This window comes from Arthrobacter sp. TB 23 (assembly GCF_000294595.1).
Classification (GTDB): Bacteria; Actinomycetota; Actinomycetes; order Actinomycetales; family Micrococcaceae; genus Arthrobacter_D.
Window position 1 is genome coordinate 12,416 of the sequence record NZ_ALPM01000029.1, and the last position, 26,469, is coordinate 38,884.

The 26,469-nt window shown below is 63.5% G+C and carries 26 protein-coding genes; 15 read left to right on the plus strand and 11 right to left on the minus strand.

Annotation, left to right across the window (positions count from 1 at the left end):
- Positions 1-75 precede the first annotated feature (75 nt).
- The 3 genes from B384_RS0103635 to B384_RS0103645 all read right to left on the minus strand — a co-directional run bounded on the left by B384_RS0103635 (position 76) and on the right by B384_RS0103645 (position 3,535).
- The gene (locus tag B384_RS0103635) at positions 76-1,383 is read right to left on the minus strand and encodes a GAF domain-containing protein (protein ID WP_019481783.1); all 1,308 of its coding nucleotides are present in this window, start codon (positions 1,381-1,383) and stop codon (positions 76-78) included.
- Between the two features lie 169 nt (positions 1,384-1,552).
- Positions 1,553-1,972: a hypothetical protein gene (locus B384_RS0103640; RefSeq protein ID WP_019481784.1), complete on the minus strand. Its 420-nt coding sequence runs from the start codon at positions 1,970-1,972 to the stop codon at positions 1,553-1,555.
- Positions 1,973-2,110: 138 nt separating this feature from the next.
- On the minus strand, positions 2,111-3,535 hold the full coding sequence (locus B384_RS0103645; protein ID WP_019481785.1) for an FAD-dependent oxidoreductase: 1,425 nt from the start codon (positions 3,533-3,535) through the stop codon (positions 2,111-2,113).
- 190 nt (positions 3,536-3,725) lie between these two features.
- Between B384_RS0103645 and rarD the strand changes: the two genes are divergently transcribed.
- Positions 3,726-4,700, plus strand: a complete 975-nt coding sequence (gene rarD / locus B384_RS0103650; protein WP_019481786.1) for an EamA family transporter RarD — start codon at positions 3,726-3,728, stop codon at positions 4,698-4,700.
- A 21-nt stretch (positions 4,701-4,721) separates the two neighbouring features.
- Here the strand turns inward: rarD and B384_RS0103655 are convergent, their stop codons facing one another.
- The 4 genes from B384_RS0103655 to B384_RS0103670 all read right to left on the minus strand — a co-directional run bounded on the left by B384_RS0103655 (position 4,722) and on the right by B384_RS0103670 (position 9,577).
- Positions 4,722-5,564, minus strand: a complete 843-nt coding sequence (locus B384_RS0103655; RefSeq protein ID WP_019481787.1) for a universal stress protein — start codon at positions 5,562-5,564, stop codon at positions 4,722-4,724.
- Between the two features lie 120 nt (positions 5,565-5,684).
- Positions 5,685-7,214, minus strand: coding sequence for an APC family permease (locus B384_RS0103660; RefSeq protein WP_019481788.1), 1,530 nt, complete (start codon positions 7,212-7,214; stop codon positions 5,685-5,687).
- Positions 7,211-8,173, minus strand: coding sequence for a universal stress protein (locus B384_RS0103665; RefSeq protein ID WP_019481789.1), 963 nt, complete (start codon positions 8,171-8,173; stop codon positions 7,211-7,213). The genes B384_RS0103660 and B384_RS0103665 overlap by 4 nt, the downstream gene beginning before the upstream one ends.
- A gap of 3 nt (positions 8,174-8,176) precedes the next feature.
- Entirely contained in the window at positions 8,177-9,577 is a 1,401-nt protein-coding gene (locus B384_RS0103670) for a flavin monoamine oxidase family protein (protein ID WP_019481790.1), read from the minus strand.
- Between the two features lie 261 nt (positions 9,578-9,838).
- Here B384_RS0103670 and B384_RS0103675 point away from each other — a divergent pair, with 261 nt between their 5' ends.
- Complete coding sequence (locus tag B384_RS0103675; RefSeq protein ID WP_019481791.1) at positions 9,839-10,501, plus strand: TetR/AcrR family transcriptional regulator C-terminal domain-containing protein; 663 nt, start codon at positions 9,839-9,841, stop codon at positions 10,499-10,501.
- Positions 10,502-10,699: 198 nt separating this feature from the next.
- Here the strand turns inward: B384_RS0103675 and gabT are convergent, their stop codons facing one another.
- Together gabT and B384_RS0103685 are read right to left on the minus strand one after the other, a co-directional pair.
- Positions 10,700-12,076, minus strand: a complete 1,377-nt coding sequence (gabT, locus tag B384_RS0103680) for a 4-aminobutyrate--2-oxoglutarate transaminase (RefSeq protein WP_019481792.1) — start codon at positions 12,074-12,076, stop codon at positions 10,700-10,702.
- 15 nt (positions 12,077-12,091) lie between these two features.
- Entirely contained in the window at positions 12,092-13,531 is a 1,440-nt protein-coding gene (locus B384_RS0103685) for a gamma-aminobutyraldehyde dehydrogenase (protein ID WP_019481793.1), read from the minus strand.
- A 161-nt stretch (positions 13,532-13,692) separates the two neighbouring features.
- Here B384_RS0103685 and B384_RS0103690 point away from each other — a divergent pair, with 161 nt between their 5' ends.
- From B384_RS0103690 to B384_RS19570, 4 genes are all read left to right on the plus strand, one after another.
- On the plus strand, positions 13,693-15,123 hold the full coding sequence (locus B384_RS0103690; protein ID WP_019481794.1) for a PucR family transcriptional regulator: 1,431 nt from the start codon (positions 13,693-13,695) through the stop codon (positions 15,121-15,123).
- 161 nt (positions 15,124-15,284) lie between these two features.
- The gene (locus B384_RS0103695; RefSeq protein WP_156808951.1) at positions 15,285-16,289 is read left to right on the plus strand and encodes a hypothetical protein; all 1,005 of its coding nucleotides are present in this window, start codon (positions 15,285-15,287) and stop codon (positions 16,287-16,289) included.
- On the plus strand, positions 16,262-16,957 hold the full coding sequence (locus B384_RS0103700) for a class F sortase (RefSeq protein ID WP_019481796.1): 696 nt from the start codon (positions 16,262-16,264) through the stop codon (positions 16,955-16,957). The genes B384_RS0103695 and B384_RS0103700 overlap by 28 nt, the downstream gene beginning before the upstream one ends.
- Before the next feature lie 5 nt (positions 16,958-16,962).
- Positions 16,963-17,655: a 4'-phosphopantetheinyl transferase family protein gene (locus B384_RS19570; protein ID WP_019481797.1), complete on the plus strand. Its 693-nt coding sequence runs from the start codon at positions 16,963-16,965 to the stop codon at positions 17,653-17,655.
- Positions 17,656-17,689: 34 nt separating this feature from the next.
- On the opposite strand, the gene B384_RS0103710 is transcribed toward B384_RS19570, so the two are convergent.
- Positions 17,690-18,049, minus strand: coding sequence for a TraR/DksA family transcriptional regulator (locus B384_RS0103710; RefSeq protein WP_019481798.1), 360 nt, complete (start codon positions 18,047-18,049; stop codon positions 17,690-17,692).
- Positions 18,050-18,191: 142 nt separating this feature from the next.
- Here B384_RS0103710 and B384_RS0103715 point away from each other — a divergent pair, with 142 nt between their 5' ends.
- Both B384_RS0103715 and B384_RS0103720 read left to right on the plus strand, forming a co-directional pair.
- A complete protein-coding gene (locus tag B384_RS0103715) occupies positions 18,192-18,872 on the plus strand; it encodes a GAF and ANTAR domain-containing protein (protein WP_019481799.1) in 681 nt (226 codons plus the stop codon).
- Positions 18,873-18,889: 17 nt separating this feature from the next.
- Positions 18,890-19,603, plus strand: a complete 714-nt coding sequence (locus tag B384_RS0103720; protein ID WP_019481800.1) for a GAF and ANTAR domain-containing protein — start codon at positions 18,890-18,892, stop codon at positions 19,601-19,603.
- Positions 19,604-20,004: 401 nt separating this feature from the next.
- Here the strand turns inward: B384_RS0103720 and B384_RS17620 are convergent, their stop codons facing one another.
- Complete coding sequence (locus B384_RS17620) at positions 20,005-20,979, minus strand: alpha/beta hydrolase fold domain-containing protein (protein ID WP_019481801.1); 975 nt, start codon at positions 20,977-20,979, stop codon at positions 20,005-20,007.
- 117 nt (positions 20,980-21,096) lie between these two features.
- On the opposite strand from B384_RS17620, the gene B384_RS17625 reads away from it, so the two are divergent.
- The 7 genes from B384_RS17625 to B384_RS0103760 all read left to right on the plus strand — a co-directional run bounded on the left by B384_RS17625 (position 21,097) and on the right by B384_RS0103760 (position 26,464).
- Positions 21,097-21,729 carry a putative glycolipid-binding domain-containing protein gene (locus B384_RS17625; RefSeq protein ID WP_019481802.1) on the plus strand — a complete coding sequence of 211 codons (633 nt, stop codon included), beginning with the start codon at positions 21,097-21,099 and terminating at the stop codon, positions 21,727-21,729.
- A gap of 123 nt (positions 21,730-21,852) precedes the next feature.
- Positions 21,853-22,494 carry a trimeric intracellular cation channel family protein gene (locus B384_RS0103735; protein ID WP_019481803.1) on the plus strand — a complete coding sequence of 214 codons (642 nt, stop codon included), beginning with the start codon at positions 21,853-21,855 and terminating at the stop codon, positions 22,492-22,494.
- 60 nt (positions 22,495-22,554) lie between these two features.
- Positions 22,555-22,983, plus strand: a complete 429-nt coding sequence (locus tag B384_RS0103740; protein WP_019481804.1) for a hypothetical protein — start codon at positions 22,555-22,557, stop codon at positions 22,981-22,983.
- Positions 22,980-23,450 (plus strand): HIT family protein, encoded by a 471-nt coding sequence (locus B384_RS0103745; RefSeq protein ID WP_019481805.1) that lies wholly within the window; start codon positions 22,980-22,982, stop codon positions 23,448-23,450. The genes B384_RS0103740 and B384_RS0103745 overlap by 4 nt, the downstream gene beginning before the upstream one ends.
- 261 nt (positions 23,451-23,711) lie before the next feature.
- Positions 23,712-24,773, plus strand: coding sequence for an Ldh family oxidoreductase (locus tag B384_RS0103750; protein ID WP_026040948.1), 1,062 nt, complete (start codon positions 23,712-23,714; stop codon positions 24,771-24,773).
- Between the two features lie 45 nt (positions 24,774-24,818).
- Positions 24,819-25,856 carry a sialic acid TRAP transporter substrate-binding protein SiaP gene (locus tag B384_RS0103755; protein ID WP_019481807.1) on the plus strand — a complete coding sequence of 346 codons (1,038 nt, stop codon included), beginning with the start codon at positions 24,819-24,821 and terminating at the stop codon, positions 25,854-25,856.
- Complete coding sequence (locus tag B384_RS0103760; protein WP_019481808.1) at positions 25,853-26,464, plus strand: TRAP transporter small permease; 612 nt, start codon at positions 25,853-25,855, stop codon at positions 26,462-26,464. Before B384_RS0103755 ends, B384_RS0103760 begins: the two co-directional genes overlap by 4 nt.
- Positions 26,465-26,469 lie beyond the last annotated feature (5 nt).

The window sequence follows — 26,469 nt, forward strand, 5'->3', positions numbered from 1 at the left end:
GTGTAGGTACGCATAAGTTGCACGAAGGTTGCACCAGGCCCCTGCACCCGGCCCGCAGACCGGTCGGTCCGTCAGTCAGGAAAGACTGAGTTCCGCCTCGAGCCGTTCAATGTGCGCGACGACGGATGCCCGCCGCGGCGACCGCGGCGGAAGCACTTTCAGGGCGGCAGTCCACGCCTCGGCATCGTCGGCGGCCTCGGGCAGCTGAAGATACTGCAGGACGGCGTCGACGGCGCCATCGGTCAGGACGGCTTCGCGGAGCAGGGAACTGACTTCGGTACGGAGCCTCACGATAAACGGCGCCTCGGACCTTGGCAGGACTGGCCCTCGGTACAGGTTGAGTGCCATCCGGTGGGCGCCGCGTTGCAGGTAATCCAGCACCTGCGATGCATCGACGGGCAACTCTCGGGGTAGCCGGTACGGCCGGGAGCGCGGAACCAGCGACGGTAGGTGGGAGGAGAGGGCGCGCCGCAGCCGCAGCATCTCAGCGCGCACGGTGGTGACTGACACATGCTCCGGGTAGGCCATTACGGCGAGCTGTTCGGCACTGAGGCCAGCCGGATGCAGGGCGAGCAGGGTGATGAGTTCCGCATGCCGTGCACTGAGTTCCACCGATTTACGTCCCAGGTGGACAACCCCGCGGTCCTGTCCCAGTATCTGCAGGCCCTCCCGGTCGACAGCATTCGTTTTTGTTGCGGGGAGTTTTCGCGCTGGTTGCTGATCCTGCAGCCGGTGCAGGCTCAGATGCGCCTCAGCGGCAGCGACAGTCGCTTCGACCAAAGACAGCGTGTGTACTGCCACAGCGTCGTCGGTGCCGGTAATGTCCACAACGCCGAGCACCATCCCCGAATCCGGATCGTGGACGGGGACCGCCGTGCAACTCCAGTGGTGAGCCTGGGGACTGAAATGCTCCGCCCCAGCAATCTGGACGCTCCTCCCGAGGGCCAGCGCCGTGCCCGGGGCGCTTGTGCCTACGGCAGCCTCCGACCAGTCCGACCCCGCGACGAACATCATTCCCTCAGCACGACGGCGCAGGTCCCGATCGCCCTCGACCCAGAGCAGCCGACCATTTGCGTCGCCGACCGCCACCAGCAATCCGCTGTCAGCGCTGGGTTGCACCAGCAGCTTCCGGATAATCGGCAGTACCGCCGCCAGGGGGTGGCCTCTGCGGTACGCATCAAGCTCTTCATCGCTGTAAAACAGGGGCGCCTGAGCGGCGTCCGGATCGGGAAAGTGTTTCAGGGAACGCAGCCAGGATTCGCCCACCAGTGTGCGCACGCCCGAGGGCGGCGCGCTGCCGAGCCGCTCGTGAGCACGGTGGGCGCACTGCTGAAGGGATCTCGACGTGAGTCCCCCCGGAATCGGCAGTTGCTGCTGCGTCATCGACACCCCGCTTCTGGTCTCCCCGCCGGTGGGGTGGCATCAGTCTAGTGCCGTCGGCGCCCGTCTGTCGCGGGTGTTGTCGAGGAGTTTCCGGAACAGGATTTTGACACAGGGTTTGGCGGCGCATTTCGGCGTGGCGAAATGCCCCGGGGAGGTGACCGCCGGGACGTTAGAGGGCGTCCTCGGGCCCGACCGTCCAGGTGGTCCACCGCGGTGAGTCATCACAGGATTCAGGAATGGTCAGCGGGTCCTCGCTGCCCTCCCAACCGCTTCCGCCGAGGCCGACGGTCTCGTCCGCCGCGTACTCCTCGCCATCGAAGACCAGGGTGCCATCACGCCACTCAGGATTGGCTTCGGCGCGAAACACGGGAACCCACCGCTCCGAGAATTCCGGGCTGATCAAGTAGACACAGCCGTCTTCCAGAATCAGGCGACCAGCGATTCCCGCACCGTCGCCGCTCGCACCCGACTGACTGTAGGTAGCGAAGGGCTGGTCACCGCTGTCGGGCTGAGGGGACGGGCCGCTGCAACCGACGGTGAGCACCACCCCGGTCAGGGCGAAGGCGAAGCAGAGGATCTGACGTGTCATTGCCACAGTCTAGGCGCGACACAACAAGGTTGGGCGGAGCGAGGTTGGGCACAACCAGGCTGGACCCAGCCAATTGAACACAGCCAGGGACCCGTCGCCGTCGTCCGATCCCGGCCGCGGCGCAGCTCTTTTGCGGACCTAATCGTCCCGAGAAATGGCTATCATCTCGTCCCGGGGGACCACCTTGACACGTTCCCTGACGAGTTCCGCATTGGCGCCGCCGTCGTGCACAAAGTTGGCACCCAACTTCAGTTCATGGGCGTCGAGCTTGAGCCAGCCGTCCCAGGTGGTGTAGCGAATCCCCCGCTCGGTGAGGAGGTCGATGATGGCCTGCTCCGATGGGTCCTGGGCCGGTGGGAGGTTCAGTCGGTCCTCGAGGAGGAAACCGATCGTCTCCAACGCGTCGCCCTTGGTGTGGCCGATCAGGCCCACCGGTCCGCGCTTGATCCAGCCAGTGGCGTAGATGCCGGGAACCGGGTTGCCCGCCTGGTCGATGACCCGGCCGCCTTCGTTGGGAATGACACCGCGCCGACTATCGAATCCAACTTCAGGAAGCTCGGACCCGAAGTAGCCAATCGCACGGTAGACCGCCTGCACGGGGTAGTCGATGAACTCGCCGGTGCCGCGAACTGTGCCTTCGCCGGTGAGCTCGGTGCGTTCGAACCTCATGTTGGCGACCTTGCCGGGGGTTTCCGGTGAATCGGTGATCTCGACAGGCGAGTGCAGGAAATGCAGGTGCAGCCGTCGGGAGGCACCTGTTGGTTCGTCGTCGACCAGCCAATTGGTGAGGGTCTTCACCATCGTCTTGGTCTGGTTGTTGCTGGCGATCTGCTGTTCGGAGGCGACGTCGAAGTCGAAGTCCTCCGGGTAGAGCACAATGTCCACGTCACGGGAATGGGACAGTTCGCGCAGCTCAAGCGGCGTGAACTTCACCTGGGCTGGACCACGGCGGCCGAACACGTGCACGTCGGTGACGGGTGAGGCTTTCAAACCCGCGTACACGTTGTCGGGGATTTCGGTGGTCAGCAGGTCGTCGGCGTGCTTGGAAAGCACCCGTGCAACGTCGAGGGCAACGTTGCCGTTGCCGATCACCGCTATCTCCGTGGCGTTCAGTGGCCAGTCGCGGGGCACATCGGGGTGACCGTCGTACCAGGAGACGAACTCGGCGCCGCCGAAGGACCCGTCAAGGTCCACTCCGGGGATGTTCAGTTCCGCGTCCTTGATCGCGCCCGTGGAGAAAATGACTGCGTCGTAGAACTTGCGGAAGTCGGACAGCGTCAGGTCCCGCCCGTAATTGATGTTTCCCAGGAACCGAATGTCGCCCCGGTCCAGCACCTTGTGCAGCGCGTTCACGATGCCCTTGATGCGCGGGTGATCCGGCGCTACGCCATAGCGAATCAGGCCATAGGGGGCGGGGTGCTGATCAAAGAGGTCAATGCTGACCGCGAAGTCACCGCCCTGAACCTCCTGGGACTTCGTCAGAATGTCGGCAGCGTAGACCCCTGCCGGACCGGCACCGATGATCGCTACCCGCAGCGGACGCCCCGCAGCTGAGGTGGACACTGATTGGCCTTCTTCCCTAGTGATCAACCGAAACGTACACTTAGCGCACAGTTTCCTATTCTAAATGCACCGGCTGACGCAGTCTAAACCTGTGATGCCCGTCTCCGTCGACCGGTGCCGCGCGGAGAGGAATCCGGCTGGAAGTGTAGGAGCGGGGAATAAAATCTGAGACAGCGGCGTTTGAGCCCACGTGACCCCCACCGATATCACCAGCCCGCGCCAGCCCCGAAGCGAAAACTCGACGGGCATCCTTTACGGCATCGGCGCCTACGGTCTTTGGGGTCTCCTCCCGCTGTACTTCATGATCCTGCTGCCTGCGACGGCAATCGAGATTGTCGCGAACCGTGTGCTCTGGTCCCTGGTGTTCTGCGCGCTGCTGCTGACCGTGATGAGGTCCTGGCGGACGATGTGGTCCGCCGCGTCGAACCCACGAATCCTCGGCACTCTGGCGATCGCAGCGCTGTTGATCGCTGTGAACTGGTTTGTGTATACCTACGGGGTCACCAACGGCCACGCGATTGAGGCGGCCCTCGGCTACTTCATCAACCCGATCGTGTCCGTGTTGCTCGGCGTCGTCGTGCTGCGGGAGAAGCTCCGCAGGCTGCAGTGGGCGGCGGTCGGCGTTGGCATCATCGCGGTGGTGGTGCTGGCCATCGGCTACGGCAACGTGCCGTGGATTGCTCTGACCCTAGCCTTTTCCTTTGGGTTCTACGGGTTCGTCAAGAAGCGGGTGGGTTCCAAGGTTGGAGCACTGTCCAGCCTGAGTATCGAAACCGCGGTTCTCACCCCGATCGCGGGTGCCGTGATGATCTGGCTGACGGTGTCGGGATCCGCGACAGTGCTCACCGAGGGCCCCGCACACTTCTGGATCATGGCCGCGGCGGGCATCATCACCGCGGTCCCGCTGCTCTTCTTCGGCGCCGCAGCCCGGAGGCTGCCGCTGACCACGATTGGGCTTCTCCAATACCTCGCGCCAGTGCTGCAGTTCCTGTTGGCGCTCTTCGTTTTCCAGGAAGAGATGCCGTTGGAGCGTTGGATCGGGTTCGGGCTGGTCTGGATTGCCCTGTCGATGCTGACCGTCGACATGCTGCACACCGTGCGAAAGAACTCCCGACCGCGCCGCTCCCGTGATGCCACGCCGGTCGAGGAGACCGCCGCGGTCTAGCCCGGTTAAGGCCAGGAACTCCTAGGCTGCCGGAAGGTTCCAGTCCCGCGGCACAACGATCATTGGCACAGGCAACGCCCGTAGCATCTTGTTGGCTGTCGATCCCAGGAACAGTTGGCTGCGCTTCGCGAGCCGGCTCGATCCGACGAAGACGATCTCGCCTGGATCCCACTCGATGTCGTCGATTGCCTGCTCGATGGTACGCCCGTGGGCAACCGTGATGGTGGTTTCGTGGCCTTCGGGAAGCTGCTCCCCCGCCCGAGCCAGCACTGAGTTGGCGTGCCGGTGTGCAAGATTAATTGCTTCACCGGTGTCCGACTGCTCGTTGACGTCCAGCGCCACCAACGAGATCAGGCGCAGCGGCATCCCGCGGCGCGCGGCGGAGTCGACCGCTACATCCAGGACAGCCTCGGCACCCGCACGGGTACCGACGGCGCAGGTGAGTCTGGTCATCCGGTCGCGGTGCCGGTACCCGCGCGGAGCCAACCCGACAGGCACTGGCGACGAGTGCAGGACCGCGTTCGCTACGCTGCCGACGGTGAATCGACGGAGCAGGCCGTTGCCGGCGGCTCCAATGACGATCAGCCCCGCATCGAGGTCATGGGCGACCTCAAGGAGTCCCTCCGCGAAAGAGTCGGCAAGTTTGACGTGCGGCACTACTTCGACGCCCCCTGGAATCCCCTCGATCGCCTCATGCAAAGCGGCAAGGGCCCGGTTGGTGCCGGCGCCTACGCTGCCGTCCTGAGGGCGGTCGAGAACGGTTACCAGATCGATGCTGGCTCCCTGCGTCCGAGCCAGCGAGGTGGCCAACGCCAGCGCGTCACGGCCACGATCATTGTTTGTAAAGCCAACTACATAACGCATACGGCGTGCCTTCCGGATCGGATTCTGACCGGCGCCCGGGGTTACCGCCGCAGATCTGCTCAGGCAACCTTATCGTGGACGGCGGGCGCCGAAGTGCCCGCCGTCACACGGCACGGAGGGTTACTGCATCACGTTGGCTGAAGCACTCCCCTGCTTCAGTGTTTCACCGCGGAAGAAGCCAGGGTTGACCCGGTACATGATGAACATCAGCACAGCCCCGAGGAGGATGACCCCGGTCCCGAGGATGAACACCAGCCCCACCCCTCCGATGGACGAGCCGGAACCGTAGCCCGGGTCCATCGAGTCGGTGGCTGTCTTCACGAACATGACCAGCAGGATGACGCCGCCGAGCAGCGGCGCGAGGAACTTCAGCCCGAAGTTGCGGGCGCTGCTGAACGCGACAGCCCTGAAATACCAGACGCAGGCCATCGCCGTGATCCCGTAGTAGAAGCAGATCATCATGCCGAGCGCCGTGATGGTGTCATACAGGGCGTTCTCGGATACCACCCTGGTGACTACGTAAAACCCGGCAGCTGCGACCGCGGCGGCGATAGTGGCGTAGCTGGGCGACTTGTAGGTGGGGCTGATCTTGCCGTAGCTGGCCGGCAGTGCGCGGTAGTGACCCATCGACAGCAGGGTGCGGGCAGGCGACACGAAGGTCGACTGCAGGGAAGCGGCGGAACTGCTGAGAACTGTCAGGGACATCAGGATGGCGAACGGGCCCATCACGGGGCCTGCGAGGACCGCAAAAATGCTTCCCTGGTTGTCAACATTTCCGGCGCCGAGTTCGCCGTCACCCACACCTGCATAGGTGAGGGTCGCCAACGCAACCGTCAGGTAGATCACCACAATGACCAGGACGGTGAGGGTTGCTGCCCGGCCGGGAGTACGTTCGGGGTCTTTGGTTTCCTCATTCATGGTCAGGGTGACGTCCCAGCCCCAATAAACGAAGATCGAGAGGGACACACCAGCGGCGAAAGCCGAGAAGGATTCCACCGCAAACGGGTTGAACCAGTCGGGGCTGATGGCCGTCGCGTCGAAAGCTGTCCCATTGGCGACATGGGCAAAGGCCGCGATGGCGAACCAGCCCAGGACCAACAGCTGGAAGCCGACCAGCACGTACTGCACGGCTTTGGTGGTTTCCATACCGCGGTAGGAAACCCAGCAAGCCAACGCGATGAACACCAGGGTGGTGACGATGTTCAATGGCAGGTTAAGGGTCAGATCGGCCAACGAGTCGTTTCCGGTCAGCTGGGCGAGCATCAGGTAGAAAAAGTCGACAGCAACAGCTGCCAGGTTCGACAGGACAATAACTGTCGCGGCGATCAGACCCCAACCACCCATCCAGCCGATCCACGGTCCAAAAGCCCGGGTGGCCCAGGTAAAGGAGGTGCCGGCGTCGGGCATTGAATTGTTCAATTCGCGGTAGCCAAGGGCCACCAGCAGCATCGGGATGAAGCCGACCAGGAAGATGGCGGGCAACTGCACCCCCACCTCTGCAACGGTGGGACCGAGCGCCGCGGTCAGCGTGTACGCGGGAGCGATGCACGATACACCGATCACAACCGCGCCCAACAGGCCGACCGACCCGGAGTTGAGACCTTTCTGACTGAGTCCGGTGGAGGGATCTTTCGTTGGTATGGTGCTCACTGCTTCACCTCGGTGGATTGAACGTCCTTGCCTTCACCGGCATCGGACCGCTTGGTAACAGACCGCTCCGGCTGGTGCGACTGGTCCTCAACAGCTGTGTAACTTCGTGGCACCACAACCATGGGCACCGTCAATGCTCGAAGGATCTTGTTTGCAGTAACGCCGAGGAACAGGCGGCTGTGCTGCGCCAGACGACTGGAACCGACCAGGAGGACCTCGCCCTCGTCCCAGGCCAGCGCTCCGATCGCTTCCTCGACGGTGGCTCCCTGCGCCACTTCCACACTGACCTGCCCGCCGGCGGCGAGTGACGACGCTGCCTCGGCCAGACGCGTGTTGGCGTGCTGGTGCGCGGAATCCACCGCGGCTGCGTCCGCTCCCCCATCGGTGCCCGTTGCCGGGTCAAGCGCCACGAGCGAGACCAGCCTGAGTGGGAGTCGACGTCGGGTGGCCGAGTCGACGGCCACCGCGATCACCGCATCCGCACCCTCCCTGGTGCCCACCGCACAGGTGAGCCGGGTGATTGGATCGAGGCGTCGATAGCCCTGGGGTGCCAGGGCCACGGGTACCGGCGATGCATGCAGGAGGGTTCCGGCGACGCTACCGACGTTGAATCGTTTTCGCAGGCCTCGTGAGCTGGCACCGATGATGATCAGCGAAGCGCCCGAATCAACCGCTGCGTCGATGAGCCCGCCCGCCTGCGAATCTGCGCTGATGACGTGCGCGCGGGCGGTTACGTCGTCGGGGATCAGGGCGAGCCCTTCAGCCAGCCATTCCTGCAACTGGGCCGAGAGGATGCTCTCAAACCCTTTTTCGGGTGGATAGACCGCATTGAATGGGGAATGCTCGGGCATCACCATCACCAATTGGAGGTTCGCATCCTGGCGTCGAGCCAGGGCGACGGCGAGGCTGACGGCGTCGCGTCCGCGTTCATCTGCTGTGTACCCGACGATGTAGTCCATCGGTCATGCTCCTTCGGTTGCCGAGAGGCCCAGGATGTTCCGGGCTGTGATTTGACCCATCCGGACGGCACCTTCGACGTGCTGATAGCCCTCAGCCGCCAGATCCGAGCAGGACCAGTGGATCGGCCCGACGGGGGTGAGCTGGTCAGGGCCATAACGGTGCAGACCGCCGAGGTCGTAGCTGGTCGCGTAGGCGCCCCTGGTCCATTCCTCTGAGCCCCAGTCCGATTCGTAGTACACCTCGGGGGTGAGTGCCTCGGAGCCGAGGAAACCGGCAATGGACTCGAGGATCATCTGCCGACGGGCTTCGGGTGACAGCCTGAACACGGCGTCGGCCTTTTCGTCCGAGACGAAACCGACCAGCGTTCCGCGGGAATCCTCGTGGTTGGTGTTGTCGTACACCTCCTGCACGATCGAGGAGGCACTGAACCCGGTCCCGGAGAGACCATCGGCGCGCCAGAACGGTGTCGCGTAGACGGCATGGACCTTGATGACGAGCCCCAGGGACTGGTGCTGGTGCATCTGATGCTGGCGGCGAGGCAGCGGTGGCTCGTAGGACACCCGCGAGTACAGGTTCGGCGGAACCGCCATGATTGCGTAGCGCGCCTTGACGGTGACGGTGTCGGACACCGCGGTGACGCCGCCGCTGTTGCTGCCTCCGCCGTTGCTGCCGCCGTCTTCGTGCCAGCGCAGCGTCCGGACTGGGCTGCTGAGCACGACGTCATCCCCCAGACGATCCGCGAGGCGTTCCGACACCTGCTGCATGCCGCCGACCACCCGCTGGTCGAGGATGAAGTTCTCATCGACCAGGTTGGAGAAGGATCCTGCCGACGCAGCCATCAGCACAGCCTGCAGGGCTGAGAAGGCATGAGCGGGTTTGGTGAGCATTCCGCCAGCGATGAAGAGCCCAATATTGTTGCAGGCTTCCTCGTCGCTGGACTGCTGCCGTAGCCAGTGGTGGAAGGAGATCGTGTCCAGTGCCCGGGCTTCCGGGTGGTTCCACGGGGTTTCCGGGCCGGCCTCTGCTGCGAGGCGGTCCAGCAGTTCGATCAACCGATTCATTTCCCCTTCAGTGGCGGCCGAGACGGGGAACATGTCTCCGGTGTAACGGGTGCGGGCGCCGTCGGCTCCGATGTAGACAGAGTCCCCCTCCCGGTACCTGTCGTAGGTTTCCAGTCCCAGCTCATCGAGCATTCCTTTGAGAGCGGTCTGGTCTGGGGATACCCATTGGCCCCCAATCTCCAGGAGCGCGCCGTCGATGGTGTCGGTCCAGGTGCGTCCGCCAACCCGGTCTCGTGCCTCCAGGACAGCGACGCTCAGCCCTGCCCTCTTCAACTCCCACGCCGCGGTGAGGCCCGAGGGGCCCGCCCCGATGATTACGACGTCGCGTTCTAGATTCTCCACTGTTACCTTTCAGACAATATGGTCCACGCCACAAAATGAACGCCATTCATTTATTAGGGATACTGTAGCGATAGCCGGCAGTTTTGGAAAGGGCACACCCCGCACCCTCCGGCTGAGTCAACAGACATGACGTGTTTGGCGACGGAAACTTGTCATTGGTGTTGACTCGATCCGGGCGGGTGCTGGACCCACCGGCAGGAACGACAGCAATGGCGGGGCAGTAGAATGAATCCGCAGCGAAGAGACGGTGAAGGGGCGGTCATGGGAAGTGTGGGAGCGCCGGTCAGCCGCCGTCGGGCGGGCCGTCCGCCGCGCGGACTGCTGTCACGGGACCTCATTACTGATGCAGCACTTGCCCTGATTGCCAGCCAGGGCTACGAGGGCCTCACCATGTCTGCACTAGCCCAGCGCCTGCGAGTGGCACCGTCGGCCCTGTACAACCACGCTGAATCCAAGCAGGAAGTGCTGCGCTGGGTCGAAGACGAGGTGATGGCGAAGGTGGACTTCAGCGCTTTCGCCGCGGCCCCCTGGGATGAGGCGGTTCGCTCTTGGGCCTGGTCCTACCGCGGTGTCTTCGCAGCTCATGCACCGCTCATCTCGGTCATCGCCATTCTGCCCGTCACAGGCGCACCCGAAACGCTTGCCATGTACGAAGCGGTCACCAAAGGATTCCTCGACGCCGGTTGGCCGGCGGATCGGATTATCCCCGCCATCGTCGCCCTTGAGTCCTTCATCTTCGGATCAGCGTTCGACGTCGCCGCCCCCGAAGACATTTTTGAGTCAGGCAGCCTGGGGCCTGACTACCCTCTATTCACGGCCGCCGTCCGCCTTCGGGGCGGGTCCCAGGCCGACTCAGCCGACGCCGCGTTCACCGTCGGACTCGAAGCCCTGATCACCGGGCTGAAGGCGCAAGTGGCAGGCTGACACCGTCGAACCCTGCCGCGCAGCCCTTGCCCTACGCGCCGAAGCAGTCGTTCCCGCCGTCGTTCCCGCCAAACGCAGCAGAAACCGGCAAACGCGCCATATATTATTGGCGCGCTGGCGGTTTTCTGCGGCGCTAGCGGGTTACTGCGGCGCAGGCCAGGGTCGACGGCGCCGACCCCGGCGGCAACAGCGTGTGCTCTACTTGGCGGCGCGGATAGCAGCCTCGAGGACGTCCAGCCCGTCGTTCAGCAGCTCATCACCAATCACTAGCGGCGGGAGCAACCGGACCACATTGCCGTACGTGCCACAGGTCAGGATGATGACACCCTCCTGCAGGCACGCGGCAGCAATGGCCTTCGTCGCATCCGGGTTTGGTGTCTTGGTCCCCGGCTTCACGAACTCGATGGCAAGCATCGCGCCCCGGCCGCGGATCTCACCGATGATCGACTCGGCCCCAAGATCCTCCTGCAGGCCCCGAAGCCGTGACGTTGCCAGCTCCTCGATAGCCTGAGCTCGGGCAACGAGATCCTGTTCCTGCATCGTCTCGATAGCGGCCAACGCGGCAGCGCAGGCCACCGGGTTGCCACCGAAGGTGCCGCCGAGACCGCCGGGGTGAACGGCGTCGAGCAGGTCGGCCCGGCCGGTGATTGCCGAAAGCGGCATGCCGCCGGCGATTCCCTTGGCCATGGTGATGATGTCGGGCACAACGCCCTCGTGGTCGACCGCGAACCAGGCGCCGGTGCGGCAGAAGCCGGACTGCACCTCATCGGCGATGAAGACCACTCCGTTGGCCTTGGCCCACTCGGCCAATGCTGGCAGGAATCCTTCGGCGGGGACGATGAAACCGCCCTCCCCCTGGACGGGTTCGATGATGATGGCGGCCAGTGAACTGGCCCCGATCTGCTTCTCCATCATTGTGATGGCGCGCTGAGCCGCTTCAGCCCCGGTGATCGAGGGGTTTTCCTCGCGGAAGGGGTAGCTCATTGGCAGCCGGTAGACCTCGGACGCGAACGGGCCGAAGTCACCCGAGGGCCCACCCTTGTACGGCAGTGACTTGGCGGTCAGGGCCATCGTGAGGTTGGTGCGGCCGTGGTAGGCATGATCGAAGGCGGCGACGGCGGTGCGACCGGTCGCCAGGCGAGCCACCTTGATCGCGTTCTCGACAGCCTCGGCACCCGAGTTGAACAGCACAGTCCGCTTCTCGAAGTCGCCGGGGGTCAGCTCGGCCAGCTTCTCAGCCACGGCAATGTAGCCCTCGTAGGGCGTGACCATGAAGCAGGTGTGGGTGAAGTGCTCCACTTGCTCCTTGACGGCGCCGACGACGGCGGGATCCGACGCGCCAACGCTGGTCACCGCAATGCCGGAGCCGAGGTCGATGAACGAGTTACCGTCGACGTCGTGAATGATGCCGCCGTCGGCGTCGGCAACATACACCGGCACGCTTGAGGCAACGCCCTTGGCCACCACTGCCGCCCGACGAGCGGCAAGCTCGGTGGACTTGGGGCCTGGGAAGTCGGCGATGATCTTGCGCTTTTGCTCGAGCCGGAATTGCGGCTGGATCGCTTGGGTGGTCATAGTGAAACTGCCTTTCTAAACATCAAGCGCGCTCATGACGTGCTTGATCCGGGTGTAGTCCTCAACGCCATACATCGAGAGGTCCTTGCCGTAACCGGAGCTCTTGAAGCCTCCATGCGGCATCTCGGCGGTGAGAAGAATGTGGGTATTGATCCAGACTGCGCCGAAGTCGAGGTCCCGGGACACCCTCATGGCGGTGCCATGATCGGTGGTCCAGATGCTCGACGCCAGCGCGTACTCGACGTCGTTGGCCAGCTCGACCGCCTCGTCCTCGGTGGTGAACTTCTGCACGGTGATGACCGGGCCGAAGGTTTCCTGCTGGACAATGTCGTCGGTCTGGCGGGCACCGGTGACGATGGTCGCCTCGTAGAAGTAGCCCTTGTCCCCGGAGCGCTTGCCCCCAATCTCGACCTTGCAGTGCTCAGGAAGGGCGTCCATCACCGCATTGACCGAATTGAAGTGGTTGATGTTGTTCAGCGGGCCGAAGTAGTTCTGGGAGTCGTCGGCGTTGCCGGTCTTGAGCGTTTCGGTGTGCGCCACCATGGCGGCCACCAGGTCATCGTGGACCGAATCCTGGACCAGCACCCGGGTGATCGCCGTGCAATCCTGGCCCGCATTGAAGAACGAGAACTCAGCGATCGCTGCTGCGGTCTTCTTGATGTCGGCGTCGGCGAAGACGACGGCGGGTGCCTTGCCTCCCAACTCAAGGTGAGCTCGCTTGAGCGACTTCGCCGCTCCGGTGGCGACGGCGATACCGGCACGGACCGATCCGGTGATTGAGACCAACCCGGGCACGGGATGGTCGACCATCGCGGCCCCGGTTTCCCCGGTGCCCAGCACCACGTTCAACACCCCCGGTGGAAGGATGCCCTGGGTCAGCTTCGCCAACACCAGGGTGGACTCGGGTGTGGTGTCGCTGGGCTTGAGGACCACCGTGTTGCCGGCGGCGAGCGCAGGACCGATCTTCCAGATGGCCATCAGCAGCGGGTAGTTCCAGGGTGCAACCTGGGCGACTACCCCAATGGGCTCGCGACGGATATAGGAGGTGTGGCCCTCGACGTATTCGCCAGCGGACTTCCCTTCCAGCAGGCGAGCGGCGCCGGCGAAGAACCTCAGCTGGTCGGCACCCACGGCCACTTCCTCGGCGGCAATCAGATCGCGCACCTGCCCGGTGTTGCGGTGCTGCGCATCGACCAGTTCATCGCTGGCCGCCTCAAGCGCGTCGGCGAGCTTCAGCAGCATGAGCTGCCGCTGGCTCGGGGTGACGTGCTTGAACGTCCTGAACGCTTGAGCGGCCGCTGTCATGGCGGCGTCGACATCCGACTTCAGCGATACTGGCGCCTTCGCCACGACCTCGCCATTGGTGGGGTTGACGATGTCGAGCAGCTCGGTGCCAGCCGGTGTGACAAACTCGCCGTTGATAAAGTTTTGGAGGGTGGTTACCACGGTATTCATCCCTTTTCTATGATGGGCTGACGGATCACTGCGGATCCATCACAGCGTAAATCCATTGCTGACCCTACGCCTCCTCTTATTCCCCGGCCTAGGGTGATGCGCACAACAACCTGGGGCGCCTGTCATGCACCCGCACAGTGTCACGGTCCTATAGTTGAGGCATGGCCATCACCCTTCCCACCCTGCTTACGGCCGCCGGCCTCGGTCTCCACACCGTGGGGGCCGCCGTCGTGCCGGACATCCCCATCCAATGGGTCGCGGTAACCGAGCTCGAGGATCCTCTTCCATTCCTCAGCGGCGGCGAGGTGGTGCTGACCACCGGCCTCCGGCAGAAAACGACGACGGCGCAGCGCTCCTTCGTGCGCCGAGTCCATGAGTCGGGGGCGCTGGGGATCGGCTTCGGCACTGGGCTTGGGCACCGGCAGGTCCCCGCCGCACTGGTCGACGAGGCAGATTCCCTGGGGCTGCCCGTGTTCCGCGTCCCCTACGAGACCCCGTTCATCGCCATCGGGAAGATTGTCGCTGACTCGCTCTCAGCCGACCACTACTCCAGGCTCGAAAGCCTGTTGAAGGGTCATCAGGTTCTCGCGTCGGCCCTGCTCGGGGAGGGTGGCCTTCCCCAACTGCTGCGGGAGCTTGCCACGATGCTCGGCACCGACGTCGTGCTGTCCCAGTACGGCGCCCAGCTGTTCAGTACTGAGACGACCGGAGGAGCCGGGTCTGGTGCCCCCGGCGGCCATTGGCATCGGCTCCCGGTGGCCACCGGCCTGAAAGACCGCTGCACGCTTGCCATCGCAGAGCCTTACAACCCCAACGCCATCGTCGCCTATGCGCAGAGCCTGATCAGCGTCGAGTTGAGCAACCAGGCCCGACGGCGGGCCAGTGAACGCGCAGTGGTTGGGCAGCTCTGCCAGGACGTGGTCCGCGGCACCCTGGCAGGTCCCGACGCCGTCGCACGCCTGGGTGGCGCCGGCATCGACACCGCACTGCGCCAGGTGGTGGTGATCGTCGAAGTGGCCTCCGGGCAGCGTCGGGCGCTGCGAACCCTGCCGACACCGGCAGGGTTCGCGTCGGGAGTGGAAGCGCTGGTTGACGAGCGGTTGGTCATCGCCGTTCCTGACGGTGATGGACCCGTTCTCAGTCAGCAGATGGGCGCCTACCTCCACGGCGCCGGGCTGACCGCGAAGGTGGGGTATGGGGGTGCCTATGCGCAGGCCAGCGGCTTCCGCTGGAGCTATTTCGAGGCACGGGAATCGTTGACCAGGGGCTTGCCCGTGAACACCCCTGACCGGCTGAGTCTGACCTCCCTGCTGATGGCCAGCGAGGATGTGCCACTCGCCGATCTCGCTGCTGAAGCGTTGGATCCGGTCGTGGCGTTTGACCAGCGCCATCACGCCGAGTTGATGGTGACGCTTGAGCGGTACCTGATGCTGAACGGGTCGGTCGCCGCGGTCGCTGAGGCGTTGCAGCTTCATCGGAACACCGTGCGTTACCGGTTGCAGCAGATCCAGGACCTGAGCGGCTACGACCCGGGAGTCACCGCCGACCGGGTTCACCTGTACCTCGCCCTGAACGTGCGGGGACTCCGGTAGCCGGGCAGCGGTGACACAAATTGTCCGAAAAGTGCTGGTCTTTCGTCAGACGGCGTGGTCAAATTACGTCAGCCAGACAGCACCGCCCCCAGCGTCGCGCATCCGGCGGATGCCGCTCAAGGGGGACTTGAGGGCCTTTCTCAAGGAAGAGACGTGGTCTCATGACGCACCGTAATCGACTGATGACCTTCGGCACGTGTGCCGCACTCATCGCTGGTTCTACCTTTCTGGCTGCCTCACCCGCAGTAGCCGCGCCCGCCTCGGCCTCCTGCGTTGCTGCCCAGTCTGCGCTGGGGGCTGCCCTGGACTCCGCGTCAGTGGACATCGGCCTGGCCTACGACCTGAAAACCGCGCTGGCCGCCATCGAGGCCGCTTCCGAGGCACTCGATCAGGCCTGGATAGACGCCGACATCGCAGCAGTTCATGAATACGCAGCGTACGACGCCGCGATTGCGGCCTTTGAAACGGCGGCGATGGCCCTGGAAACAACCCAGGCTGCTCTGGACGCGGCACAGACCGCGAAGTTCCTCGCCGATGACCGTGTTGTGGCCGCCGCGCTGGCGCTCGCTGACGTGGCAGACGGCGACGACGTCGCTCGCCTCGCCGCTGAGGCAGAGCTCGCCGCCGCTCTGGCCTTCCAGGTCGAGGCGACAACCGTGCTGGCTGCACGGCAGGCGGAACGGGACACAGCACCCGAGGCATTCGCTGCGGCTGATGAAGCGCTGATGGAAGCACAGCTGGCACTGGAAGATGCGCTCTACACCGAAGCAGTAGTCGCGGCCGAGAACACCTACTACGCCGCGATCGAGACCATCGAAGCAGTTCTTGCCGCTCTGGGCGGCGCCGGCACCGGTACCAGTATCGAAGAGGTCCAGGTGCTGGTGAACGCTGCGCTCGCTGCCTGCGCTGCGCCGGGCACGGGAGAGGGTGCCGGCGAGGACTTCGAGGTGCCGGTTGTCGTTGTCGCACCCACCGCCCCGGCGGCGCCCGGCCCGATCGGCACCGGGACCACTGCGGCAGCCGGGAGGGGATTGAACATCCAGACCGCAGCTGCTGACCCAGCACCTGACACTGCAAGCGCCCTGACCTTTGGCGGGGCGGCGGGAGCGGCGTTGGTGCTTTTGTCAGGTGCTGGCGTGTGGCTCCGCCGCTCCACCCGGGCCTGAGCATGCGCGGCTGGCGGGGCCCCCCGGCCCGGTGGACCGGTCTGGCGCTGTCTGCTGCCCTGATCGTTGCCGCTACGTCGGTGGCGGGCGAAGCCTCATCTGAACCTGTCACGTTCGACCGCCAGACCGTGGCCGCTGCCTTCGCTCCAGTCCAGCCGGCCGAACCGCCAGCGGCAACGGCAACGGCAACGGCTGCACCATCGGTTCCCGCCCCGGAACCAGCCGCGTCACCGCCTGGCTGGCTCACTGTGGAGGCCGCAGGGATCGACCAATCAATCCTGCCCCTCACCCCCTCGGCGGAGGAGTTTGCATCGCAGTCAATCGTGCCGCCGTTGACCGAGGATGCCTACTGGCTGACATCCTTTGGGACACCGGGGCTGGCGTCGGAAGACACCACCTACATCACCGGCCACAGCTGGGAGGGCCGTGACGCCCCCTTCAACCGACTGAGCACCGACGCCAACGTGGGCGATTCGATTGTGCTCACCACCGAAACGGGCGTTCTCGACTACGTCATCGATTCGGTGACCACCCACGACAAGAACACCCTGAAGGACAGCGAGATCTGGAATGTCGTGCCCAACCGTCTGGTGCTGATCAGTTGCTACACCGAAGACATTTGGGGCAAAAACGTAGTCATCACGGCCAGCCCAGCGGGCAGCGTCTAGAAGTCGTGCCGGTTCAGTACATTGCGGTTACCGCGTCCGGCGTTGGCCGGACGCTTGAGCCGCTGGGCGGACTTGACCGATTCCTTCCGGCTACGGTCCGGACTGCTGCCGTTCGCCTTCAGCATGAACAGGACCGGCTGACTTACCGTGCGGCTCACGCCGTGTTCCGGCTCATGGCGGCTCGGTTGCTCGGCGCAACCCCGTCGGAGGCCGCCGCGCTGCCGGTAACACGCTCCTGCCGGACCTGCGGCTCGGGTCTGCATGGCAAACCGGCCATCGAGGGAGTGGAGCTGAGCCTGTCCCGTTCCGCGGGCTCACTCCTGGTGGCCTCGGCTCCCGCCGGGCACCCCATCGGTGCCGATATCGAGCACATCCCCGACGCCGTCTTCGACGGGTTCGACGCCTACGCCCTCTCGGTTCCGGAGCGGGAAAAGCTCCGGGCCGACGACGTCGATGCGCGGCTCCGGCTGTGGGTCGCCAAGGAGGCGGTGCTGAAAGCAACCGGGCATGGGCTCAGCATCGAACCCTCCACGTTTTCCATCGCAGGCAATTCCTGCACGGGACTGGCCGCTGCGGAGCACCTGAAACTGACCTGGGTCGGCCCACCTGTTGGGTATGCTGCGGCGATCGCTGCGCCCGCCGCTTCGGAGCTGGCCGCAACGGAGCTGGTCCAGTTGACGATGCTCCAGTTGGTGTAGCCGAGCAGGAACCAGGTGACCTGCGCGCGCCCAGCTATTTACCGGTCGCGTGGTCGAGGCAGTACGGTGTCCACGGCCGGGCTTCAAGGCGTCCACCCGCAATCATTTGGCCGCAGCTGGCACACACGCCGTAGGTGCCAGCATCGAGCCTTGCCAGCGCGGCTTCAATCTCTTCCGCCCTGCCTCGCGCGTCCCGGGCCAGAGCTGACATCTGTGAAAGTTCAGCGGCGATGGTGGTCCCCTCGGGGTCGTGTTCGTCGTCGACGTTTGAATTGTCCCGGGCCGCGCTGACCGAGCGACTATCGGCATCAAGTGCGGCGAAACTCGCGCGGGTGCGGGCGAGCTCCGCGCGCAGACGCGGACGGTAAGGCTCAAAGTCTGTCTCGGCTGTCATGGCGCAATAGTACGGTGTCACCTGGCCCGGTCGGCCGGCGAATCGTCTATCCTAATAACTGCCGGCGTCCCGCTACCTGGGATTGCCGCTCGGCTAAGTACCGCCCGGCCAGCTGGCGGCGCGGCAAGAACGACAGGGACTCATGGTTGAGCGGTGCACTTCCACAGCAAACAGCAACGGTGCGACCCTGTGCACCCCGTACCTTACGGAACTCCCGATCACTGGAGCTGCCATCTCGGTTTTCGGCGGAGCCGTTCAGGAAACGATCTGCTGCAGTGATGACCTTGCGCGCAGGCTCGATGAGTTGCAGTTCGAACTTGGGGAGGGTCCCCGCTGGGAAGCAGCCTCAAGTCGCGTGCCGGTACTGATCCCGGATACCGCAGAAAACTGGCACACCCGGTGGCCCGTCTTCGGTAACGCCGTCCGTGCGACAGAGGTGAAGGCGCTGTTCGTCTTTCCCCTTGTTCTTGGCGCGATCGATATTGGAGTCGTCGAGCTGTATCGGACGAACCCAGGCAAGCTCAGCGGAGCGAACGCTGCGGCGGCGGCGGTCCTCACCGATCAAACCTCGTGGATGTTGCTGCGTCGGATGTTGTCCAGGGAACCCGGCCACGACGAATCGTTTGGGGGCAATGACGGCACCTCACTATCGCGCCGTGAGATTCACCAAGCCACCGGAATGGTCCTGGCGCAGGCGAACATCACTGCCACTGACGCTCTCCTTCTGTTGCGGGGATATGCCTTCGCCGAGGGGCTCCAATTGAAAGAGGTAGCAGCTGCGGTTATCGACCGCCGGCTGGACTTTACGCCGAAACCTCAATAGCGGAGTAAACTCTATTCATGGTGACTTCGACCCGCGCAGAACGCGTCAGCGCTGCTTTCGTAAAGATCGCTGACACGCTGGTCGACGACTACGACGTTCTTGACCTTCTCCATGCTCTAGTGGAGGAGTCGATCGACATTCTCAACGCGACTGCGGCCGGGCTGTTGCTCGTGGACCAGCACGGCGAGCTTCAGGTCCTGGCGTCCACCAGCGAGGAAAGCCAGCTGGTCGAGGTACTGCAGCGCGAAGCTGGCGCTGGACCCTGTGTCGAGGCTTTCCAGACCGGAAAAGTTGTCACGGTCGACAATATTGCTGACCTCGGTGACCGTTGGCCCGATTTCAAGCAGGCAGCCCTGTCGCAGGGATTTCGTTCGGTACATGCCATCCCCATGCGGATACGAGGCAGGACAATCGGTGCCCTCAACCTTTTCGGTGTGGATGCTGGCGCACTGTCCGTGGAAGATGCAGCGATTGGGCAGGCACTCGCCGACGTTGCCACGATCAGCATTCTGCAGGAGCGCGCGGTACGCGAAGCCGGGGTCATCAATGATCAGCTCCAGCGCGCCCTGACCAGCAGGATCCTGATTGAACAAGCCAAGGGCGTGGTGGCCCAGTTGAGCAATGTCGATATGCATGAATCGTTTACCCGGATCCGCAACCATGCCCGCCGGAACCACCTCACGTTGCACGACACGGCGACCCAGATTGTCGATCGGTCATTGTCGCTGTAGCCAGCCCGCAGCAGTCGCAGGCAGGCGTCAGGCATGCATAGTGCACTTAAACTGAAAATGCGTTGTCAGGTTGCCGTCAGTTTGCCGATGTACCTATCCGACTCACTGACCGCGGTTTAGCTACCATATGGTCACCTTCCAAGCGTCGTTTGACTGTCTCAGAACTCATTACTCATATACCTCCCCGAAATACCGACGATCTTGAGGATTCGCTGCACTGCCTCAGCTTGTGAGTTGGAACCGGATGAGTAAAGAACGTCCAGAGGGAAGAACCTTTTCGCAGCGAGAGATGTTAAAAGAAATCTGCCCCGTCCGGATACTTCCGTGGAATGTTTCTCCACTCAACACGGCGCCGGGGTCTGGGGCAGTACACTCACTCTAGACCCTCGCGGGCAGCGCGTCTATGGCTGCTGAGGTTTATCTGCTTCCACAGTTTCACGGGTTGCCATTGTCCGGCGGATATCGTCGAACACCGCCCGCGACTCACGCAGCCAGGGGAGCCCCACAAATACGTGGAAGGCACCCGGGTACCGGTTGAACGTTATGACGCGGCCGGCGTCACGCATCACCCGATTGAACGCGATGGCGTCTGCCATGCAGATGTCCCGGCTCCCCTGATAGAGCGTCACGGGCGGGAGTTCAGCCAACGCGGCGGGCGGGGCGAAGATCGGGCTCAGCAGCTGATGTTTGGGGTCCTCGCCTGCCGCCCACCATTTTCCCGCCTCGACTGCCCCTGGAACCGCAAGCATGGGATCGACCCGGTCGTACTGCGGAATGGCTGGGTTTGTGCCCGTGACGTCCAGCCAGGGCGAGAAGAGGATCAGGTGGCCCGGCTGTGGCAGGCCGAGAGCCGCGAAGTGCAAGGCCTGGCCGACCGCCAACCCGCCGCCCGCCGAATCCCCGGCCAGGACGACGTCGTCGGCGCTCGTTGTTGAGAGCACCAGTTGGTAGACGGCGGCGAGGTAGTCGTAGGTTTCCCTGAAGCTGTGTTCGGGAGCTAACCGGTAGAGCGGCACGGTCACCGTTGCCCCGGTGGCCCTGATGAGCGCTGCAATGATCCACCAGTGCGGGCGGGCCAGTTCGTTGATGTAGGTGCCACCATGGGTGTAGATGATGTGGCGTCCGGAGCCCGCCGACCGGGGACGCAGGGTGAGGGTGCGAACGCCGACGACCGCCAGCTCCTCGACCGTGCAAAGCCGCCGCAGGGCTCGGGGCAACGGCGCCGGAGTGGGGTAGGCGCGCTGCAGGTACCGAGCCCGCATCCATTCGAGCGAGTTGTAGTGCCGTTTCGTCGAAGTCCAACCCAGCAAGGCGTTGACGGCTCTCATGGGTGCGCTCGCTGCAGGTTCGGCGGCCGACTGGGGAGTAGGGCTCATAAGCTCCACTTTGCCACGAGCCCGGCCCCGGGCTGGCCTCGGAGCTCGCCCTGATTCTAGCGACGGGGTCTGGCACGGGGTCTGGCGTCGGGGTGCGCCGGTCCATAGGGTATGAGGATGGCTAACCCATCGCACACCAGCCTCCAGCACAGCTGGCAGGGCGAGGACGACCCCGGCCGGCTCGACACGGCCACCATCAACCTCGAATCCGACCGGCTTACCGCTCACGGCACCTCCAGAACCACAGACTATGCGGTGAGCTGGGCGCTCGCCACGACGTCGGGCTGGGTGACCCAGCGGCTCACCGTCACCGTCCATGGCCAGGGATGGAGCCGTCACCTGGAACTGGTGAGATCGGAGGACGGCCACTGGTCCAGCGATACGCAGAGTTCCGGTGCCGTCGATCTACCCCCGCCCGGGATCACGGATCCCGATGGACTGTCCACTGCGTTGGATTGCGATCTGGGCTTGTGCCCGGTGACCAACACGATGCCGATCCTCCGACTCAACCTGGTCTCGGACGACGACGCGCCGGCTGACGAAACCGCACTCACCATGGCTTGGGTTGAGGTGCCGAGCCTGCGGGTAATCCCCAGCGCTCAGGTGTACAGCCATGTGAGGTCGGCCCGACCCGACAGTCCCGCGATGGTGTTGTATAGCTCCGGCAACCGCGGATTCGCTGCCGAGCTGACTGTCGACGACGACGGCGTGGTGGTCGACTACCCCGGCCTGGCCCGGCGGATACGCTAGCTCCAAACAGTCGGGGCAACGCCGTTTGACTCAACATTGGGTGCCTGCACTGGGTAAACTCAGACGGGCCGGGATTGCAGCTGGCACGGACCAACTACGCGCACCCCGGACAGTGAGGAACCCATGACCAACGCCGTCGACGTTGCGCTGATGATCGATTTGCTCGGGGTCTTCTTCTTCGCGGTATCCGGCTCTCTCCTTGCCGCTCGCAAAGGCTTTGATCTGGTGGGTTCTCTGCTGCTGGCCTCCCTGGCCGGATTGGGCGGCGGTGTGGCTCGGGACCTGATCATCGATACGGTTCCTGCGGCCTTCTCCAATCCCTTCTACTTGCTCCCACCGGTGCTCGCGACCCTGCTGGTGTATTTCCTCTTCTCGGGCGTCGAGCGCGTCAGCAACCTGCTGGTGGTGTTCGACGCCGCCGGCCTGGGCCTGTTCTGCATCACCGGCACGGTGAAAGCGCTGGAGTTCGGGCTTCACCCGGTGGCGGGTATCCTCCTCGGCGTGACCACGGCGGTTGGCGGTGGCCTGCTCCGTGACGTGGTGGCCAATGAGGTACCCCAACTCTTCGATCCCCGGGACATTTACGCGCTTCCGGCCATGCTCGGGGCCGGTCTGACCACCCTGCTGGTCGGCACCGGCTGGTTCAATGTGGTGACCGGCGGCGTCGTCGCTGCAATGGTCTTCACCCTCCGGGTCCTCGCATGGCGCTTCAGCTGGCGGGCGCCGTTGGCAGTCCTGGGCTGGAAGCGCTCGGGCACTGGATAAGCCACCGCACTGTGGGGGCTAGGATGGATGTATCCCCCAACCCCACCCCTGGAGTTCCAATTGACTGAGCTATTCCTGGACAAATTCCGTGCCCTGGTTCCGGCGTACTTCGATGACCAGTGGTCGGCGGAAGATGGCCTGTCGAAGGAAGAACTTCAGGACCTCATGGAGGACCAGGATTTCGATCTTCCCCTCGCTCTGCGCGACTTCTACCTCGCCGTCGGGGCCGTCGAAGACATTATGGAGGCGTACCACTTCTTCTGGGATCCCGATGAGCTCACGATCGAGGACGGACACCTGCTTTTCCTCGAAGACGAAGAGGAAAAGTACACCTGGGGTATCAGGGTGGATCAGTTGGATGTCCCCGATCCCATCATCTGGCGTCGGAACAACGCTCGCGGCACCTGGAAGAGTGAAGAGGGCACGTTCAGCGAATACGTTCTCGACATGTTCGAGTGGGTGTTCGAGGAAGACGCGGTCGAGGAGTGACCGAGTGGGTGCGGCATGCTCCTGACGATTACCTGTGCCCCTTCTGCGACCTCGCCGCCGGGGATTTCGCAAACCCAAAAAACCTGTGCGAGCCTGGCGACCTGATCTACTCAGACGACCTGGTGTTGGCGTTCATTGCCTCCCACGGCTTCGACCCGCACCCCGGCCACGTGTTAGTGACTCCCCGGGCCCACTTCGAGTTGCTCTATGAGCTGCCCGACGACGTCGCCGCCCGCATCATGATCGTCACCCGCGACCTGGCGGTCGCCATCAAGCGGGCCTGGTCACCTGACGGCATCTCCACCCGCCAGCATAATGAGCCGGCCGGCAGCCAACATGTCTGGCACTATCACCAGCATGTGCTCCCCCGCTGGCACGACGACGGTTTCTACTTCACCCCGAAGCGACCCGTCGTTGATCCTGCGGTGCGGGCCAGGAAGGCAGCCGAGCTGCGCGCCTGCCTGTAGCGTGCACACCCTGGCCTTCAGCGTGCAGGTTTCTCCGGTCTATGAGGACTGTTCAGCTCGTTTAGCTCCGATACACCCCTCAACCGTCCATTCCGGGACCAGAACATGGGAAACTCGGCACGCCCGCCGGTGGACTAACGGGCCGGATTGCGTCGCCCATCGTCGGTAACCATACAAGAGACCAGATACTGGCCACTATTGTGATTTGGCACACTCGTGATATAGGATTTTACTACTTCCTATATTGAAGGGTAATCACCGTTGCAGACCCGCCCGACTTACTCTGTCCCAGATCTTCGCCAGCTCGCGACCGCAGCTCTTGAGTGCTGTAATGTCCCACGAGCCGACGCCGAACTGACGGCGCACTCTTTGGTCCAGGCAGACCAGCGCGGCATCCACTCCCACGGTTTGCTCCGCCTTCCCTTGTATGTCGAAGCCCTTCGGCTCGGCGGGATCAACCCGACACCGAACCTGTCGTACTCTTCCAAGGCGGATTCAGTGGCCATCCTCGATGCTGATGCCGCGCTCGGCCAGGTTGCTATGCAGTCGGCAGTCGACAAGGTTATCGAGATCGGTCAGATCCATGGGATCTCTGCGGTCGCCGTTCAGAACAGCAGTCATTATGGAGCTGGGGCGTTCTGGAGCGATCAGCTAGCGGCGGCCGGGTTCCTTTCGTTCATCACGTCCTCCACCGGACCGGTGGTCGCGCCTCACGGAGGCACGACGAAGGTACTGGGGACGAATCCGCTGACACTTGGGGCTCCTGGCTCGTCGGGCTGGCCACTCACGGCTGACCTCGCGACCAGCAATGGCGCTTACGGCAAGGTAATCGCCGCACGAAATGAGGGTCAGCAACTTCCCGAAGGCTGGGCTGTCGACACCGATGGCAACCCCACCACTGATCCAGAAGCGGCCGCAGCAGGCTCCATGATCCCGTTCGGCGACCACAAAGGTTCGGCTGTCGCCGTCCTTCTGGAGGCATTTGCCTCGTCCCTTACCGATGCTACTTACGCCTATGAAACCATCGATATCTGGTCCAACCCGGCATCCCTAATGAACAACGGGCACCTCGTCATCGGGATAAACACCGACGCATTCGCCGGACGTTCCCACACCGAAGACCGGGTTGCTGATCTGCAAAAGCGGGTACGGAACTCCGGTCCGGCCGACCGCACGGTGCAGGCCCCTGGGGACCCTGAACATGCCCTGGAAATGGGTGCCGCCTCGGTCATGCAGCTGCCCAATTCCACGGCAGACCAGCTGCGTCAACTCGCACGTGAACATTCCATCCCAGCCAATTTCTTAACATCCACCGCTCAATAACACCTATCCCTTACAACCGAAGCATTCCCGGAAGGAACTCCAGCAATGAAGCTCGAAAACTCCACCCCGTACAGCCGACGTCGTTCCGCCACCGCGATCGGTCTCGCCGCCACCGCAGCTCTCCTATTGTCCGGCTGCAACGTCGGCACACCGGTGGACCGCGATGAGGTGGGCCAGGCCGACGCCGATGCCAAAACTCTGCGTCTCGCACATGTCTACGAGGCCGGGCATCCAGTAGAAGAGTGTGGCGTCGCTACCCTCAAGGAAGAACTCGAGGGTAGCGGTCTTCAGATCGAAAGCTTCCCAGCTGCGCAGCTCGGCAACGAATCGGAATCCCTCGAACAGGTAGCCTCAGGCGCACTAGATATGGCGATCGCTGGCCCATCGTTCCTAGGCGTATGGGAAGAGGATGCGGCCGTACTTGACGGGGCTTACTTGTTTGAAGACGTCGACCACTTCGAGGAAACCGTTGAGGGGGAGGCTATGGCGACCGTCTTCGACGGCCTTTACGAAAGCTCCGATATTCGTGTCCTCTCAAGCTGGTACTACGGCACACGCCACGTTACCGCTAACAAAAAGATCAGCTCATCTGCCGACTTCGATGGTCTGAAGATCCGCACTCCCAACGCGCCGCTCTACCTCGAGAACGTCGCAGCTATGGGCGGTACCGCCACTCCAATGGCACTGGATGAGGTCTATCTGGCCCTGCAACAGGGGGTTATCGACGCCCAGGAGAACCCCATCCCCACTATCTCGACAGCCAAGTTCAACGAGGTTCAGGACTACATCAACCTCACAGGACACATGGTTCAAGGAGTCATGATAACAACCGGCCGCACGGTCTATGAGGGATTGACTGATGAGGAGCGTGAAGCGCTCGAAAGCGCGATGGCTGTCGCCGCGGATGACACCCGTGTGTGTATTGAGGAGCAGGAAGAAGGCATTCTCGACGAATGGCGTGCGGGCGATGGCATCCAAGTGAACGACGACGTCGACCGGGAATCCTTCGCCGCCGCTGCCGAAGAAGCAATGCTGCAACAGCCTTGGGGTGAGCTATACCGGGAAATCAAGGGTGCTCGGTGAGTTCAAACTCATCAGGGGCTGACGCCAGTAACGAAAACAACATTGCTACGGGTTCCCACGTTCCACACGAGCCGGATCTGCCCGACTTCGCTGAACAACGCAGCCGACTCTACCGGGGGCTCGTCAATGTTGAACGGATCGCAAGTTGCACGCTTCTTGTGTCATTGCTCGGGTTGATCATGTTGCAGGTGATCAGCCGTTATGTCTTCAACACACCGTTCAGCTGGACTGAGGAACTGGCTCGGTTCATGCTGCTCTGGTTCACGTTCGTTTCCGCCGGTTTTGTCATGGCACGGCGTATACATATCGCCGTTGACCTCCTGGCTAGCAAGCTGGGTCGGAAAGGGACCATCGTGTTGGATACGTTCGCCCTCATAACGGTCTTTGCCACTGCGGGAGTCCTAGCCGTAGCGGGAGCCGAGTTTGCTGCTGGCGCCAATCGGCTTCTCGCTCCCGCAACAGGCCTACCGATGAGTGTGGTCTACTTTGCCGCAGTCACCGGATTTGCGCTCATCTTCTTCCATGCCGCTTTGCACATCGTGCTCAACATCCGCCACCCCGAGGTAGTTCCTGACGCTATGGAAAACCTTGAGCGGGAAGCGGTCTAGGAAAC

Coding starts and splice junctions, on each gene's coding strand:
- B384_RS0103635 (WP_019481783.1), bottom strand. CDS start 1,383: ATGACGCAGCAGCAACTGCCGATTCCGGGGGGACTCACGTCGAGATCC.
- B384_RS0103640 (WP_019481784.1), bottom strand. CDS start 1,972: ATGACACGTCAGATCCTCTGCTTCGCCTTCGCCCTGACCGGGGTGGTG.
- B384_RS0103655 (WP_019481787.1), bottom strand. CDS start 5,564: ATGCGTTATGTAGTTGGCTTTACAAACAATGATCGTGGCCGTGACGCG.
- B384_RS0103665 (WP_019481789.1), bottom strand. CDS start 8,173: ATGGACTACATCGTCGGGTACACAGCAGATGAACGCGGACGCGACGCC.
- B384_RS0103675 (WP_019481791.1), top strand. CDS start 9,839: ATGGGAAGTGTGGGAGCGCCGGTCAGCCGCCGTCGGGCGGGCCGTCCG.
- gabT (WP_019481792.1), bottom strand. CDS start 12,076: ATGACCACCCAAGCGATCCAGCCGCAATTCCGGCTCGAGCAAAAGCGC.
- B384_RS0103685 (WP_019481793.1), bottom strand. CDS start 13,531: ATGAATACCGTGGTAACCACCCTCCAAAACTTTATCAACGGCGAGTTT.
- B384_RS0103690 (WP_019481794.1), top strand. CDS start 13,693: ATGGCCATCACCCTTCCCACCCTGCTTACGGCCGCCGGCCTCGGTCTC.
- B384_RS0103695 (WP_156808951.1), top strand. CDS start 15,285: ATGACGCACCGTAATCGACTGATGACCTTCGGCACGTGTGCCGCACTC.
- B384_RS0103710 (WP_019481798.1), bottom strand. CDS start 18,049: ATGACAGCCGAGACAGACTTTGAGCCTTACCGTCCGCGTCTGCGCGCG.
- B384_RS0103715 (WP_019481799.1), top strand. CDS start 18,192: ATGGTTGAGCGGTGCACTTCCACAGCAAACAGCAACGGTGCGACCCTG.
- B384_RS0103720 (WP_019481800.1), top strand. CDS start 18,890: ATGGTGACTTCGACCCGCGCAGAACGCGTCAGCGCTGCTTTCGTAAAG.
- B384_RS17620 (WP_019481801.1), bottom strand. CDS start 20,979: ATGAGCCCTACTCCCCAGTCGGCCGCCGAACCTGCAGCGAGCGCACCC.
- B384_RS17625 (WP_019481802.1), top strand. CDS start 21,097: ATGGCTAACCCATCGCACACCAGCCTCCAGCACAGCTGGCAGGGCGAG.
- B384_RS0103735 (WP_019481803.1), top strand. CDS start 21,853: ATGACCAACGCCGTCGACGTTGCGCTGATGATCGATTTGCTCGGGGTC.
- B384_RS0103755 (WP_019481807.1), top strand. CDS start 24,819: ATGAAGCTCGAAAACTCCACCCCGTACAGCCGACGTCGTTCCGCCACC.